Genomic DNA, 16,519 nt, shown 5'->3' with positions numbered 1-16,519 from the left:
CACTGATCAAGGATAAAAATGGCAAGGTTAAACTTAGCACCTACAAAATCGAATCTTCTCGCTATGAAAGAACAGTTGGCAATTTCTACAAACGGCTACGAGCTTCTTGAAGAAAAACGAGAAATTCTTGTGCGTGAACTCATGCACCTTGTTGAGCAGGTAAAACTCCTTGAAAAAGGACTCGATGAAGTCATTGCAAAAGCATATCCGGCGTTCCGCAGGATGTTTTTGACAGAAGGTTCCGACCAGATAGAAAGGCTTTCGCAAGGAATTCACTACGATTTTGAGATTTTGGAAAAGAAAGTCACAATCGGTGGCATGCCTTTTTCTACTCTTGATGTGACGATGCCACGAAAAGAGCTCTTTTACTCGTTTTTGGGAACTTATGCAAATACTGACGCCACAATCGACAAACTTTTTGAGCTTCTTGCACTGCTGACTCAGTTGGCGTCTATACGGACAATTGTCTGGCGGCTTGCAGGCGAAGTCAAAAAAACTCAGCGCCGCGTAAACGCCCTCGATAAATTGATTATTCCTCAGACAGAGGAAACAAGGAAATATATTGAAAACGTGCTGGAAGAGCGTGAACGTGAAAATGTTTTTGTTTTAAAAGCACTTAAAAAGAAGAATGGCAAAAAATAATTTGCTGTGTTAGAATAAATCAGAAAATAATTTAATTTTATGGCAAAGAACAACTTTTATCAGAAAATCTTGGTCGCAGTAAATGGCAAAATGTCAGCAGTTCATACAGCTATGTATGGAATTATGATGGCGCGCAGTTATGACCTTGAAATCAAATTTGTTTATGTCGTTGATACGGCAACTTTAAAATATCTTGCAATGAACAAACTTCTTGTATCTGATGAACGCCTCGATTTTGAAGAAAAACTTCATCAGGATGGTCAAAATACATTGAACTACATCACGAGCCTTGCGAAGGCTAAAGGCGTCGACTCGGAAGCGGAGTTGCTTTGCGGTGGAGTTTATACGGAAATAATCAAAGCTGCCGATGCTTTTAATGCTGATGTAATTCTAATCGGTGGAGTTGATAAAGATTCGCTGCAGAGAAATGTTTTTTCACCTGATCAGATAGAGCTTTTGGCAAATTCAAAAATTCCCGTCCTCGTTGTTCAGCAGCCTGATATTGAAAAACAGTTCAAAATTTTTTAATATTTCATATAACTTTTCATCTTTACAAAAACAAAACTCATGAAAGACTTTTACAAAGTACTCGGTGTACGGAAAAATGCGACAATTGCAGAAATAAAGAGAGCGTATCGCGAAAAAGCAAAACTCCTCCATCCTGATTTAACCGGAGATGTTTCCAGAAGCGACGAATTTGACGAAGTTGTAAAAGCATATAGAGTCCTTTCAAATGCCCGCCAACGAAGCATTTTTGACGAATCTTTTTTTATCAAGATAAAAAATCAGCACAAAGATTCTGAATCTTTCAATTATTATGACTGGCTTGTTGCCCGCGAAGACGAAGAAAGCCGTTCAAAACTCATATTTTGGACGTTGATGCATCACAGAGAAGATGAAGCTGTCGCAGAGTTTAAGCGCATGCAGATGAATTACGTGGACTTTAGTCTGAAAAAATGGTTTACACGGGAAGATTTTATGGATTACGGCTACATTCTTGCAGAAGAACTTGTAATCCGCGGTGAATATTACGATGCAATCATACTTTTGGAACAGATAATAAAGATGGAATATTCTTTTAATTATTTTTATATTTTTTTTCCAGAAGTGATGGACTTCACTATGGCAATTCTTCGCAACAATATTGACGGCGTTATTTCTGATGAGCTTGCCCTTGATGTTTACGAACGTGCGCTAGAACTTGGCTTTTCAGAGAAAGAAAACGCTTTTTTTCTTCGCAAGATGGGTGAAGAATATAGCAGACTTGGAGATCTTTCTACAGCTGAAATCTGTTTTAACGAAGCAGAAAAACTGATGTTTTAATAACATACAGACTCAAAAAAAAATAAAATAAAAAAATCATAAAAATTGTATTTTTATCTTAAAAGTGATATTGTACTTTCGTAATACAGAGGTATTTTATGATTATTTTAAAAACAAAAGAACAGATTGACGGTATCAGAGAAGTTTGTCATCTGACAGCAGATATGTTCAATGAACTTATACCAAAAATTAAAGCCGGGCTTTCAACAAAAGATGTAGATGACATGTTTAAAGAATACATGCTTTCTCACGGTGGTAAAGCTGCTTGGTGGCGTGAAGATTTTCCGGGCGCAATCTGCATAAGCATCAACGATGAAATCATACACGGTCTTCCTTCTAAAAAACGAATAATTTGCGACGGAGACCTTGTAAGCATCGACGTCGGAATCGATAAAAACGGTTACATCAGCGATACAACTCATTCACTTTTGATAGGTAATGTTCCTCCAAAAGTTAGAAAACTTCAGCAGATTACTGAGGAATGCCTTTATGCGGGGATTGCAGCGTGCGTTGCAGGAAACAGAATCAGCGATATATCGAATGCTGTTTATTCTTTGGCGACGAAACACGGTTACGGCGTAGTTTCCGAATACTGCGGTCATGGAGTTGGAATTGAAGTTCACGAAGATCCTAGTATTCCAAATTGTCCGTTTCATGGTGCAAACCCAAGAATCAGACCGGGAATGGTTCTCGCAATTGAACCGATGATAAACTTAGGTACCGCTGCAATTGCAGACAAAGATGATGGCTGGACTGTTGTCACCGCAGACGGCGAAGTGAGCTGCCATGAAGAGCACACCGTTGCTGTATTTGAAGACCACACGGAAATTTTGACAGACCTTCATTACGCAAAATAGGTGAGCAGCCTGATTTTATATTCATTTTGATAATTTCAAAAAACCTCATTGATTTTTTGTTACTTTTTTTTATTTTTGTAGTTATATTTTATAAAGAACAGAAAACAGTTTTCATTCTTAAATAAGATACAGGAGTTTACAGAAATGAAAAAAATCACAAAATTATTTGCAACTGTTGCGATTGTTGCGCTTTTTACTGTGTCGGTTTTCGCTGATCAGCCGTCAAAAAAGTCTGGCAATGCTTCGCTAAGCGTAGTTGAAGCTCTCCAAAGTTCATTCAGATCTATCAGTCAGAGCATGTTGCCGGCAGTCGTAGAAGTTGATATCACAGAAACAAAAACTTATACAGATCCTTTTGCTGGAATGACAAATCCGTTTGAGTATTTCTTCGGTCGTCCGAATTCCGGCGATGACAGCAAGAAAAAAGATGATGGTAAACGCGAATATGAGTCTAAAGGGCTTGGCTCCGGCGTAATTGTTCGTAAAACAGGCAATACGTTTTATGTGCTTACAAACAACCACGTTGCAGGAGCTGCTTCAAAAATCAGCATCAAGATGAACGATGGTCGCAAATTCGATGGAAAGCTCGTCGGCGCAGATTCACGGATGGATATAGCGCTTGTTTCATTTGAGGCAAAAGACAGCTCAATTCCAGTCGCAGTTCTCGGTAATTCAGATGAAGTAAAACCAGGTGATATATGTCTTGCATTCGGAGCACCTCTAGGATACAGCCAGTCTGTTACTCAAGGTATTGTAAGCGCAATCGGCCGTTCAGAGAGCCAGATGTCTGCAATCAGTGACTACATTCAGACAGATACTGCAATAAACCAGGGAAACTCGGGTGGTCCGCTTGTAAACATTTACGGTGAAGTTATCGGAATCAACACTTGGATTGCGTCTTCTTCAGGCGGTTCTGTAGGGCTTGGTTTTGCAATTCCAATCAACAACATCAAAAGCGCAATAGATTCATTTATCAAAAACGGTAAAGTGATTTACGGCTGGGTTGGAGTTTCTCTCGGCGATGTTACAGATGAATATAAAAAAGAGCTCGGCGTAGATGGAATCGACGGAGCTTTAGCACTTCAGGTGTTTACGAACGGTTCTGCATTCAAAGGCGGAGTTAAACCTGGCGACTACATTGTTGCCCTTAACGGCAAAACTGTAAAAGATACAAATCAGCTTGTCCGCGATGTCGGTATGCTCGAAGCAGGCACGACAGCTAAGTTCGGAGTGATTCGCGGCGGTAAACGCATTGCAGATATTTCAGTAAAAGTTGAAGAGCGCGCAAAAGAAGCTGATATCACAAACAGTAAACTTTGGCCTGGTTTTATTGCCGGTTCTTTGACAGATGACATAAAGACGCAGCTCAAGATTGACGACAAGAAACTCAAAGGAGTTGTTGTGACAAACGTTCAGGAAAAATCTCCTGCGGCTTCAATGCGTCTCCAAAATGGTGACATCATCACAGCTGTAAACGGTAAAAAAGTTACAAATGTTGCAGAATTCTATAAAGAGCTTGCATCAGCTGAAAAGTCTGTAAATTTCGATATATACAGCAACGGCGGTACAATCACTACAGGAACTTATAGATTTTAATTTTATAAACAAACTTTTATAAATCGGTCGCAAACAGCGGGCTCCGCCGATAATCAAACTTTGTAGGCGGGGTCTGTGCGACCAAAACTTCATTCATTGTATATTCTATTAAAATCCATTATTATTAAAGAATGTACAGACTCTATGTAGAAAGAAAGCCCGGTTTTGAAAACGAGGCAAAGCGTTATTTATCTGAAATCAATGGATTTCTAGGGATTTCGAGCGTCACGGCAGTTCGTTATTTTAATCGTTACGATATTGAAAATGTAAGTGAAAATATTGCAAAGATTGCCGCTACTCGTATTTTTTCCGAACCTCAGAGCGATTACGTTACTTACGAAAAACTTCCAAAAAATGAAAGCGTCCGTGAAATCGTGTGGGAATTTCTTCCGGGTCAGTACGATCAGCGTGCAGACAGTGCAGAGCAGTGTTTGTCATTGCTCCGAGCCGGTTTAAAAAATATAAAAACTTTATCTCAATCGCCGTCTGTTCGCTGTGCAAAAGTTGTGCTTTTAAGCGGAAGTATTTCCGATGCTGAAATTAAAAAAATCGAAAATTATTTGATAAATCCGGTCGATTCTCGTCTCACAACCGATGACGAAATCCCAAAAACTTTAAAACTTCACGTCGAAGAGCCTTTCGATATTCCTGTCGTTGACGGTTTTATCAAAATGGACGATAAAACTCTTGAAGAATATCGGAATAAAATGGGTCTTGCGATGGATTTTTCGGATATCAAATTTCTTCAGGATTATTTTAAGGGCGAAAAGCGCGATCCTGTCGAAACTGAAATCCGCGTGCTTGATACATACTGGTCTGACCACTGCCGCCATACGACTTTTTTGACAGAACTCAAAGATATAAAAATCGCAGATGGCTCTTATTCTAGCTTGTTCAAAAATTCTCTCGAAAAATACAACAAAATGCGCACCGATTTGTATGTGGGCAGAAAAGATAAACATGTCTGCCTTATGGACATGGCTGTGATTGGAATGAAATATCTTAAAAAGCACGGAAAACTTGAAGATATGGAAGTTTCGGAAGAAAACAACGCTTGCTCTGTCTATATCGACGTACATTATACGACAGATGAAAACGGCAAAAAATTAGATTCGGCAGACCCTAAAGCTACTGAGCGCTGGCTTATGATGTTTAAAAACGAAACACACAACCATCCTACAGAGATAGAGCCTTTTGGAGGTGCTGCTACTTGTCTTGGAGGTGCAATCAGAGACCCGCTTTCGGGGCGTTCGTGGGTTTATCAGTCAATGCGCATAACAGGGGCTTCTGACCCGACTGTCCCGCTGAGCGATACGATGAAAGGGAAACTGCCTCAGATTAAACTTTGTAGAGAAGCCGCGCAGGGATTTTCTTCTTATGGGAACCAGATAGGTCTTACAACAGGTTTGGTCGAAGAAATCTATCATCCCGGCTACGTTGCAAAAAGGATGGAACTTGGAGCTGTGATTGCAGCAGCTCCTGCCAATTTTGTTATCAGAGAACGCCCTGAACCTGGCGATATCATAATTTTGCTCGGAGGCGGAACAGGGCGCGACGGCATTGGAGGCGCAACAGGTTCTTCAAAAGTTCATACTGTAAAATCCGTTACAACTGCTGCCGCCGAAGTTCAAAAAGGAAACGCCGTTGAAGAACGTAAGATTCAGCGTTTGTTCCGCAATAAAGAAGTCAGTTTGATGATTCGCCGCTGCAACGACTTTGGAGCAGGCGGTGTTTCTGTCGCTGTAGGTGAGTTAGCTTCCGGCTTAGATATAAATTTGGATGCAGTGCCTAAAAAATACGAAGGTCTTAACGGCACTGAAATTGCAATCTCCGAATCACAGGAGCGAATGGCTGTCGTTGTCCGCGAAAGCGATGTTGAAAAATTTATTGAAGCTGCGCAAAAAGAAAACTTGAATGCAGTCGTCGTCGCTGTCGTTACAGATACGAATCGCCTTGTGATGAAGTGGCGCGGCAAAACAATTGTTAATATTAAACGCGAATTTTTAGATTCTGCCGGTGCAAGTCACGAGGCAGTCGCATTGATAGAAAGTCCTTCCGAGCCTGATGCATCACCTCTTTCGAATCCTTTGGAATGTGTTGCCCGAGAGCTTAACAAGCATGTAAAATGCGAAAACTGCGTAAAAAACCATCTTACAGATGCGTGGAAAGCAAATATAAACGATCTTGCATGCTGCTCACAGCGCGGGCTTGGTGAGCGCTTTGACGGCTCTATAGGTTCTGGAACTGTATTATTCCCTTACGGTGGAAAATATCAAAATACTCCTGAAGCGGGAATGTCAGCAAAGATTCCTGTTGTGTCTCCTCGTGAAACATCTACTGTAAGCATTATGTCTTATGGTTTTGACCCACGCATTGGGCAGTGGTCGCCATGGCACGGTGCAAAAATTTCTGTTTTATCGTCGCTTGCTAAGATCACGTGTCTTGGCGGAAAAGCTCGTACAAGCCGTTTGAGTTTTCAGGAATTTTTCGGACGAGCTGTAGATGAAAAAACTTGGGGATACCCGGCAGCCGCATTGCTCGGCTCTGTAGATGCTCAAATTGAATCAGGATGTGCTTCAATCGGCGGTAAAGATTCCATGTCAGGCACTTTTGAAGATATCGACGTGCCTCACACACTCGTAAGTTTTGCGGTGACACACGATGAAGCAAAAAATATCGCAAGCGGTTCTTTTAAAACTGCCGGTGACAAAATATACATGGTGAGCGTTCCTTATTCAAAGCTTCTTGCCCCAGATTATGACACTTTTCTTGCGAACTCAGACATCATCTATGATTTGAATCGGGCAGGCAAAATTAAGGCGATGTATCCTGTTGGGGCTGGCGGCATTGCAGAAGCAGTGACAAAGATGGCGATGGGAAACATGATAGGTGCGGAAATCGACGGAGCTGATGTAAATTCACTGTTTGTTCCGACGTACGGAAACATCATCATTGAAACTTCTGAAGATTTTTCAAGCGCTTCTGACGGGGCAGGTTTCAGAGAAGGAACTTTGTCTCTAATCGGTAAGACGACTTCCGAACGCAGTATAAAAATCTTGAATGCAAAACTCGGCGGCAAGACCAATCATTGTGTAGAAATTCCTCTTGAAGACTTGGTTTTTGCTTGGGAAGATAAACTTAAAAATGTATTTCCGCGAGTAAGCAACGAGACTCCTCAGACGGAACTTCCAAAATGGGCAACTTCTGTTCATCAATCGCTGAGCGAGATAAGAAAAGCCCCTGCATTTGTTCAGCCTTCATCGCACCCAAAAGTTTTGCTCCCTGTGTTCCCCGGCACAAACTGCGAATTTGATATGGCACGTGCATTCAATCTTGCAGGAGCAGATACAAAAATTTTAGTTCTCCGCAACAAAAATCAGGATATGCTTGCGCAATCGCTGAGCGAGCTTGAACGCGAGTTGAAAGATACACAGATTTTGGCGCTTAGCGGTGGATTTTCTGCCGGCGACGAACCTGACGGTTCTGCGAAATTTATCGCAAATGTTTTGAGGGCAGGCTGCATCAGAGATGAAGTTATGAATCTTCTAAAAAAACGGAAAGGGCTTGTTCTTGGAATATGCAACGGATTTCAGGCACTTGTAAAAACAGGTCTTGCAGTTTACGGAGAAATAGTCGATATGAAAGAAGATATGCCGACGCTCACTTACAACCGTCTTGGCCGCCATATTTCACGAATTGTTCGGACTAGGATTGTTTCTGCTGCAAGTCCATGGGCGCTTCATCAAAGCGTTATAGACAGCCGCAACCATTTGATTGCAGTTTCTCACGGAGAAGGGCGCTTTGTCTGCGAAGAAGCGACTGCAAAAAAACTTTTTGAAAACGGTCAGGTATTCACACAGTATGTCGACGAATTCGGCAATCCTGCAATGACAGAACCTGATAATCCAAACGGCTCTGCGTTTGCAATAGAAGGCATCACATCTCCCGATGGACACGTTCTTGGAAAGATGGGGCATTCGGAACGCGGAATCGGCTTTGAAGCAAACGGTTCAAGTTTTGATTTGTTCAAAAACGTTGTCGGAAACACTGTTACAAACGAATCTGAAACTACGTGCGAAAATATCTTTGCGGCTGGAGTCGCATATTTTAAATAATGTAATTTTGAATGATTAAATAAGGACAAAAATGAAAAATATTGAAAGACTTTTAACGATAGCCATCTTCTCAATTGTTTTATTTGCAGGCTGTAAAAAAAATGTAGCTGATGAAAACGGCTGCTATGCAGATATCGCTACAGCCTCTCAAAATGCGCTAAAAAACAATCAGAATATTTTTTTGATCATAACTATGGACGGAGACGACGACGAAAGCGAAAATTTTATAAAAAATGTGATGGAAGACAAAAACTTCAAAGAAAAAATCGCATCAAAGTATTCCGTAGCCCACATGGATTTTTCGGCAAAAACGAATCGGAAAACTATAGTCGAAGAAAACAGTTCAAAAAAGCAACGTAAAGCGGCTGAATCTTACTTTAAGCTGCTCAAGGAAAATGTCATATTTGCAAGCCTCATGGACGTAACATCAACCCCGTCTTTTTATCTTCTTACGAAGGAAAAATATTTTATAGCAGAACTTTATGAACAAGCTCCAGTCTCGTCAGTTGAAGAACTAGAGTTTCTTTTGACTTCGCAAGAGGAGCGTGTTTCAGATTTTGTAAAAAAAATTGAAAAGACAAAAAAAGGTTCAAAAAAAGAAAAAATCGCTGCAATTCAGACTCTTTTTGACGAAATCCCTGATAAATATCTTCCACTTTTTGAACCAATCACAGAAAAAATGCTCTCTCTCGACAAAAATAATTCAACAGGCAATTTGAGCAAATACCTTATGGCAAAAGCTGATGCAAAATCTACAAGGTGTTTTTTTGAAAACGATGCTGTCGGGGCTGCAAAATCATACATCTCAATCTGCGACAACAAATATCTTACGCCCGATGACAGGCAAGATGCTTATTTTTCCGCTGCATCTATTTTTGCTTTGACAAAATCTGCAAAGGATGATGTCATCGAAAAGACTCTTCAAAAAGCTATCGACGCAAATCCTGAAAGCGACAAAGTTTCTACGATTCAAAGGTTTATAGATTACGTCAAAACACCTCCTCAGGAGCAAACTGATTAAAATGGAAAATTCGGGGCAAGGGATTCCGGTAAATCTGATTATAATCCTCATTGTTTTGATTATATTTTCTATGCTTTTTTCGGTTTCGGAGAGTTCGTTTCTTGGGATGAACAAACTCCGTCTCAGAATCCTCAGAAAAAATAAAGATAAAAGAGCGATGATCGCAGGAAAACTTTTAGATCACCGAGAACGGCTTATAAATTCCGTTTTAGTTTCAAACGATATAGCAAATATCATGATTTCGTCTATCATAACTTCAATTGCGCTTGAGCTTGTCGGCGAAAAAGGAGTTGGAATTGCAACATTTATCGCGACAATTTTACTTTTGATTTTCGGTGAAATCACTCCAAAGACGATTTCTACACGCTGCCCTGATAAGATAGCTTATGCGCTTGCTCCTTTTGTTCAAGTTGTTGTCTGGGTTATGAGTCCTGTCGTCATGATTGTGACATTTATAGCTCGTTGTGTTCTACGTATTTTTGGAATAAAGACAAAAACAAAAAAAGCGTCGTATACGGAGTCTGAGATAAAAACTTTTTTCGACATAAGTTCTGAGCACGGAGTGCTTAAAAAAAATGAAAACAGAATGATGTCGCAAGTTTTCAAATTTTCAGATCTTGAAGCTCAAGATATCATGGTCCCTCGCACAAAAATAAAAGCGGTCGCCAGTGATGCAAACTATCGCTACATTGTAGAAATGTGCCAGCGGCTTGGCTACACGCGTTTTCCAGTCTACAGGAAGTCTATCGACGACATAATCGGAATAATTTACCTAAAAGATATGATAGCTTTTCGCGACAATCAAGAAAACTTTAATATTCAAAAAGTTATGCGTCCGCCTCTTTTTATACTTGGAACAAAAAAAATAACGTCTGTCCAAGAGCTCCTTTTTGACAGCCGCCAGTCGATGGCAATCATCGTAGATGAATATTCTGGTACAGACGGAGTTATCACAGAAAAAGACATTGCAAAAGAGATTTTTGCGCTGCCTGGAGACGATTCTCTCCGCGGCAAAGTTTTTGATTTTGATGAAGTAGAAAATAAATCTGATTTTGAAATAAACGGCTCTGTTTTGCTCCGAGATTTAAGCGAAGACCTGCACATTGCCCTTGAATCGAGTATAAACGAAACTATAGGCGGATGGTTTGCAGAGCAGATAGATAGAATGCCGGAACAAGGAGATTCCCTTACTTTTGGCGGCTGGACGTTTACTGTAAAAAAAATCCAGTCACACAGAATAGAAAGACTCAATATCAAAAAAACTTTGGAGGCGGAACAGTGAACGTACATACATTATTGCTGCTGTTTTTCCTCCTGCTGTGTGTCGGCTTTTTTACATCTTCCGAAACGGCGTATCTCTTGCTGCCAAAATTAAAGTTGCGCAGCATGATTGAAGAGCGTAAAAAAAATGCAGCTGTGATTGCAAAATTAAAGTCAAATATGGATCGACTTTTGACAACTGTGCTGATCGGTACAAACTTTTTGAACTCTTTTGCATCGGCGATAGCTACTGCGCTTGCAATAAACGTTTTTGGCAGCAAAGGCTCTGCAATCGCACCTTTTGTCACCGCCTTTTTCATCACGACATTCGGTCAGATTGTTCCAAAAACAGCTGCCGGTCTATATCCAGATAAAGTTGCACAGTTTTCGTCAATTCCTCTTCTTGTTATTGAATATATTTTCTTTCCAATTGTATGGCTTTTTGAAAAATTGTCGCATAAAGTTGTAGTTTTAGTCGAAAAGTTTATGAAACCGGCAGGGGCAATTGTGACAGAAGAAGAGCTGAAAACTCTGATAGACGTCGGTTCGAACGAAGGCACAATAGAAAAAGACGAGAGCAAACTCCTGTACAAAATAATAAGGTTCAACAATCTCCTTGTAAACGACGTGATGAAACACCGTTCAAGAGTCTGCATGATTGAAGAAGCTGCAACTTATGAGCAAGTGATAAAGGAATTTTTATCGTCAGATTTTTCGACGCTGACAGTTTACAAAAAGACTCCCGAACATGTTGTAGGAGTTCTCAATTATAAAAAAATAATGTTTGGTTCCGACACAGAAGACAAAGGCAAGGGCTATGCCGGCAGAATGAAAAGCGACGTCCGTTTTGTTCCGGGCACGATGGACGTTCTTGAACTTCTGCAAATTTTTCGCACAAGTGAACACAAGTTTGCAGTTGTTTTAGATGAGCAAGGGCAGCCTGAAGGAATAATTACAATAGAAGATATTCTTCACTTGGTGTTTGGTCACATGACCGATGAAAATTCATACGACGATACAGCACCGGAAGATAAAGTTCAGTTGATTTCTCCAAATACTTTTATCGTGCCGGGCGATATGAAGATAGAAGATGTAAACGATATTTTAGAATTAAACCTAGAATCAGAAGATATGAATACAATCGGAGGCTGGCTGCTCGAACAGTTCGGCTATCTGCCGTCGGCAGGAAACTTTATTATAAAAGATAAAAATATTTTTACAGCAGAAGATGTCGAACAGCGCCGCATAACTTTTGTCAGAGTGAAAAAGTGCATGTAATTCCGGTTGACCACAAAAAGCGTGATGTGCCGCCAAAAACATTTTTTAGCGGACCGCTCCACCTCGTCTCCGCGTAGTTGCCTTTTGAAGTTATTCTTCTTGTGTAGTCTAGACCTTTAGAAAGCGGAATGTACTGGACAGAGGCAGAAATTCCGACTTTCATATATTTTGTAAAGAGATATTGAGCCTCAATGTTTGCCTGCAATTGGAAAACGTTTTTCATCCTGTCTAAAAATGCAGTTTGTCTAAGATAATGTAAATCAAGAGTATCTAGTTTTGTAAGATTCGGGCTTATCATGATTGTAGATTTTATTGATGTTTTCGGAATAAAATCAATCTTTGCCGTTAGTCCGAATAAAAATGCGTTCGCTTCTTGTTTATATGAAATCACTTTTCCATAAAAATCTTTTTGTTTCCAATTATCTTCTTTGTACGTGCTATAACCGTCAGAGCCATCAAAATGAATAAACTCGTATTGATAAGCGGCAAACGGAGAAAGCGTGATTTCAAATGGAAGATAGAAATTCCATCCAACTCGTGCTTCAAATGAGTGATATTGAGCTAGGTGATTATCGTGTTTTGAATAATTTGTCAACTCTGTGTGAGGGTTGTTGTACCATGAATCTGGAATATTTTTATCAATCAATGCAAGAGAATTGAGCCAGTCATAATCTTGCATGATGCCGCTTTTTTGGGAAACGGCGAATTTTCCTGATAATCCTGCAAATCCATGCTCAAATAAAAAAATATCGGCGCCAAACCCGATCGCTGAAATATTTTTTACATCCCAATCAAGTTCACTTTCTTTGTTGTCTGTATTAAGACAGTTTTTGTCAAATACATATTCATTGATAAAGCCATTTAACAGCTGATACGAAGTTGAAAAATCAAACCTGATTTTTTTATCATCAAATGCAGATAAATTATACATATAGAAGAAAACAGCAAAAAATATCAAAAAAAAGCGTTTCATCAAGAGCTCTCCGGAAAAATACACAAGTTATGCAAGCGGATCAACATTAAAGAGATTTGCAAGCTGCTTGCGCGTCGCTTCCATATCTTTTGGATATTCAGCAGTAAAACTGACTTTTTCTCCTGTTGAAGGATGTGCAAATTCAATTTTATAAGCGTGAAGTGCAAGTCTTTTCAGCAGCGGTCGTTCTTCAGTTTCGTCTCCGTTCCATTTTTTTTTGATTTCACTCAAACGAACAGGTTTTTGGTTTCCGCCATATAAAGGATCACAGACAATTGAAAAACCGCTTGAAGCGATGTGAACGCGAATCTGGTGCGTGCGTCCTGTTTTAGGCCTTGCTTCGAGCCATGAATAAGGCCCGCAATTGCCAATCAATTTGAAGTCTGTAACAGAAGGTTTTCCATATTTCTTGCTTGGAACTGTGCGGTGACGGGCATCTCCATCAGGTAGGAGAGGCATATCAACGTGTAGAGTTTGCCACATCGGGTGACCGTAAACGAGCGCATGATATATTTTTTGAACTTCGCGTTTTTCAAACTGCATAGAAATATTTTTTTGAGCTTCAAGATTTCGCGCGTAGACAATCAAACCTGATGTATCTTTATCGATTCTGTGAACAGCATAAATCTTACCAAATTCTTTTTCGGCAAGCAAATCAAGACGCGGTTCTTCGGGATTGTAACGGTCTGCCGCAATCAAAAGTCCGCTTCTTTTGTTCAGCACAATAAAATCATCATCGCAATAGACAACGCTGTAATCTAATCTTTTGTTAGCCATACCGCTGATTATATAGATTTTTTCTAAAAAAGTCTTATCGTTGAATCTTTTTCTGCCGAAAACAAAATATTACGGTAAAATACTTGTTATAAATAACATTGATTCGAGCGCTACAGTGCAATATTTGCTTTGATTTGTAAGGAAAAAATGCAAAAAATCTTGACTTCGTTGCGTGCTCGTGTTAGTATTGTTAGAAAAAGAGGGTGATACGTAAAAAAGTCGTTGGCTTGTAGAACCCATAAAAAAAAGGAGGATTTTTTCAGATGAAAAAAATCATAGGAATTTTAGCAGCAGCTGCTACTTTGACAGCTTCTGTATTTGCAGCAGATGTTTCTGCAACAGTAGGTGTAAAATCATCATTGTTCAAATATGACAGTGCAGAAACAATTACACTTCTTGGAAAACTTGACAATGTTGAAGATTTGTTCAAACTTGAATTTTCTTCTGACAAAGCTGGTGCTGGAATCAAATATATAGGAGCAGCAACTGGTGAAGTTAAATTTAAGGAATTCAAAGTATGGTTCAAACCAATTGACAACTTGAAACTCTCTTTCCGTGAAAACGGACTCGGATTGTTCGACCCAGCAACAGGCGAGAAATATCTCGATGGATTTGCAGGTGGATATGGTGTTGAATATGTTGCTGATGCACTTACATTCAATGTTACTCTTCAGGATGACTTTGTAATAAAAGCAAAATCGATAGATGCTAAAATTAATGATCTTGGAGCTAAAGTTGGATACAAAGCAGATTTCGGTGAAATCGCTGTTTTGGCTGGTGCTAAAGCAAGTTTCAAAAAATTTAGCGCTGGTGTTGGTTACAAAGGAAAATTCGGTGATATCGAAGCTGTTGCCGATGTACAGGGTGTTTTTGACAACACAGGTGCAAAAATGGTTACAACTTTGAATGCTCTCGTATCTGCAAAAGGTAGTGCTGATGCATTGTCTTGGGCAGTTGGTGTACCAGTTCAGTTCAAAGTAGATCCATCTTCAGTTGCTGTAGGTGGTGCTGCAGAAGTTAAATATACTATGGATGTAGCATCTATCAAAGCATACTTTGTATCATTGAACTTAATGAAATTGAGTTCTGATGAAAAAGCAAAGATTGGTGTAGATGTTGAAGGAAAAGTTGGTGCTGCTTCATGGAAAATTGCTCCATCTTATGAATTGGCTAGCAAAGTATTCAACGTTGGATTTGAATCAAAAATCAACTTCTAATTGTAATTTAATCAGTTAAATTAAAAAAAGCACGGCTTTTATAGTCGTGCTTTTTTTATATCCTCATTGTCTTTTATTCCATATCAATGTAGTATTAAAAATCTGGAGGGCAGTCGAACGTCATCAACTCTTTGCTCGTCGGATGAATGAATTCAATGTGGGCTGCATGCAGCATCAAATGCTCGCCTTTTAGGCATCTGCCGTAAAGTGTATCTCCGACTATTGGCATGCCGAGTCCTTTTTTGTTGCTTGCTGCAAGCCTGAGTTGGTGTGTTTTTCCTGTCTGTGGGAAAAACTCTATCCTTGTCACTTTTTTTTTGAGTCCTGTTTCAGGATTTATCAGCGTTTGAACGCGTATTTTTTCCCAGTCGGTAATTCCCAATTTTCCATTCACTTCATCATAAATCTGGTATGGTCTGTTGTCCGCATCCAGTCTAAATTTTAATTCCAGATGACCATTTTGTTTTCCGTGCAAAATGCCGTCGAGCAATGCAACATATTTTTTTTTAATTTTGCCCTGCGAAAACTGCATATTTAGATTTCTATGAGATTCCTTGTTGAATGCGAGGATCAATATTCCCGACGTTTCCATGTCTAGCCGGTGTGTTGCAGGCTGCGTTATGCAATACGGAAACAATTTTTTTATTCTCGATTCGGCGCAATCAGATTTTTTGCTTTCTTTTCCCGGAACTGAAAGTAAACCCGACTGTTTATTTATGACGATTATGTCGTTGTCTCTGTAAAGAATCTCCACTCCCAAAATTGACGGCAGTATATAACCGCATCTTTCGTCGCATGGCGGATATGACTGTCCATTGATTTTTGACTTTGCGCTCCTGCCGTAAAAAACTTCGTCCATGCTTACAGGTTCTAATCCGTTTTCAAATGCATAAGATAAAAGTTTTGGAGCGCAGCAGTCTCCTGTTCCTGTCGGCGGAAGTTTGTTTTTGTGCTCTTCTATTATTTGATTCAACGATACTTTTTTGCCGTCAAAGCGAGTAAAATTATATAACGAGAAAACTTTTTTTAGCGATTGAGTTGTCAGTTTTGTCCGTTTTGCGGCTATTTTCTTTTGTAGTTTTTTCAATTCATCAGCAGCAAGTGATTTTTCATTACGAAGTTTTTTTGCAATTTCATTGATTTTGTCTGTAAGCTGATGGATTTTTAAATCATTTTTCTCAAGCGCTTTGTTGATTTTTTCAGGAGAGACTAGTGAGGGAACGAATATCTCGTTTTGTGCATGATTTTTAGTGACTGGAATTTTGCTGCTGCCGCTGACTGCATAGAGGATTACGCGGCTTTTTGTATTTGGATTCCAGCATACAAGGCAGCCTATCATCAGCCCTTGTCCGGCTCGTTCCGTACTCTCTTGTGCAATTTGCTGCAACATGGCTTCTCCTTTTTCAATTTGGGAAATCAAATTACAGCAATAATGATGTGCAATTTCCTGCGGAAACGGT

General features: G+C 39.8%; 13 protein-coding genes. 10 read left to right on the top strand and 3 right to left on the bottom strand.

Going from position 1 to position 16,519, the window contains the following annotated elements:
• Positions 1-18 precede the first annotated feature (18 nt).
• The 9 genes from H9I37_RS09340 (at position 19) to H9I37_RS09300 (ending at position 12,092) form a co-directional block, all read left to right on the top strand.
• Positions 19-642 (top strand): V-type ATP synthase subunit D, encoded by a 624-nt coding sequence (locus H9I37_RS09340; RefSeq protein WP_187382362.1) that lies wholly within the window; start codon positions 19-21, stop codon positions 640-642.
• Positions 643-681: 39 nt separating this feature from the next.
• Positions 682-1,170, top strand: coding sequence for a universal stress protein (locus H9I37_RS09335; protein ID WP_187382361.1), 489 nt, complete (start codon positions 682-684; stop codon positions 1,168-1,170).
• Positions 1,171-1,209: 39 nt separating this feature from the next.
• Positions 1,210-1,965: a J domain-containing protein gene (locus tag H9I37_RS09330; RefSeq protein ID WP_187382360.1), complete on the top strand. Its 756-nt coding sequence runs from the start codon at positions 1,210-1,212 to the stop codon at positions 1,963-1,965.
• Positions 1,966-2,063: 98 nt separating this feature from the next.
• A complete protein-coding gene (map, locus tag H9I37_RS09325; protein WP_187382359.1) occupies positions 2,064-2,822 on the top strand; it encodes a type I methionyl aminopeptidase in 759 nt (252 codons plus the stop codon).
• A gap of 144 nt (positions 2,823-2,966) precedes the next feature.
• Positions 2,967-4,418 (top strand): Do family serine endopeptidase, encoded by a 1,452-nt coding sequence (locus H9I37_RS09320; protein ID WP_187382358.1) that lies wholly within the window; start codon positions 2,967-2,969, stop codon positions 4,416-4,418.
• 131 nt (positions 4,419-4,549) lie between these two features.
• Positions 4,550-8,533: a phosphoribosylformylglycinamidine synthase gene (locus tag H9I37_RS09315; protein WP_187382357.1), complete on the top strand. Its 3,984-nt coding sequence runs from the start codon at positions 4,550-4,552 to the stop codon at positions 8,531-8,533.
• Positions 8,534-8,564: 31 nt separating this feature from the next.
• Positions 8,565-9,554, top strand: a complete 990-nt coding sequence (locus H9I37_RS09310; protein ID WP_187382356.1) for a hypothetical protein — start codon at positions 8,565-8,567, stop codon at positions 9,552-9,554.
• Position 9,555: 1 nt separating this feature from the next.
• Positions 9,556-10,836, top strand: a complete 1,281-nt coding sequence (locus H9I37_RS09305) for a hemolysin family protein (protein ID WP_187382355.1) — start codon at positions 9,556-9,558, stop codon at positions 10,834-10,836.
• Positions 10,833-12,092, top strand: coding sequence for a hemolysin family protein (locus H9I37_RS09300; RefSeq protein ID WP_187382354.1), 1,260 nt, complete (start codon positions 10,833-10,835; stop codon positions 12,090-12,092). The genes H9I37_RS09305 and H9I37_RS09300 overlap by 4 nt, the downstream gene beginning before the upstream one ends.
• On the opposite strand, the gene H9I37_RS09295 is transcribed toward H9I37_RS09300, so the two are convergent.
• Positions 12,070-13,065, bottom strand: a complete 996-nt coding sequence (locus H9I37_RS09295) for an omptin family outer membrane protease (protein ID WP_187382353.1) — start codon at positions 13,063-13,065, stop codon at positions 12,070-12,072. The genes H9I37_RS09300 and H9I37_RS09295 overlap by 23 nt on opposite strands.
• A gap of 27 nt (positions 13,066-13,092) precedes the next feature.
• A complete protein-coding gene (locus H9I37_RS09290; protein WP_187382352.1) occupies positions 13,093-13,842 on the bottom strand; it encodes an RluA family pseudouridine synthase in 750 nt (249 codons plus the stop codon).
• Positions 13,843-14,105: 263 nt separating this feature from the next.
• Between H9I37_RS09290 and H9I37_RS09285 the strand changes: the two genes are divergently transcribed.
• Entirely contained in the window at positions 14,106-15,059 is a 954-nt protein-coding gene (locus tag H9I37_RS09285; protein ID WP_187382351.1) for a hypothetical protein, read from the top strand.
• Between the two features lie 94 nt (positions 15,060-15,153).
• On the opposite strand, the gene H9I37_RS09280 is transcribed toward H9I37_RS09285, so the two are convergent.
• Positions 15,154-16,449 carry an RluA family pseudouridine synthase gene (locus H9I37_RS09280; RefSeq protein ID WP_255422530.1) on the bottom strand — a complete coding sequence of 432 codons (1,296 nt, stop codon included), beginning with the start codon at positions 16,447-16,449 and terminating at the stop codon, positions 15,154-15,156.
• Between the last annotated feature and the right edge of the window lie 70 nt (positions 16,450-16,519).

This window comes from Treponema sp. Marseille-Q3903 (assembly GCF_014334335.1).
In the GTDB taxonomy this organism is placed as follows: Bacteria; Spirochaetota; Spirochaetia; order Treponematales; family Treponemataceae; genus Treponema_D.
This window is presented reverse-complemented; position numbering and strand designations above follow the sequence as displayed.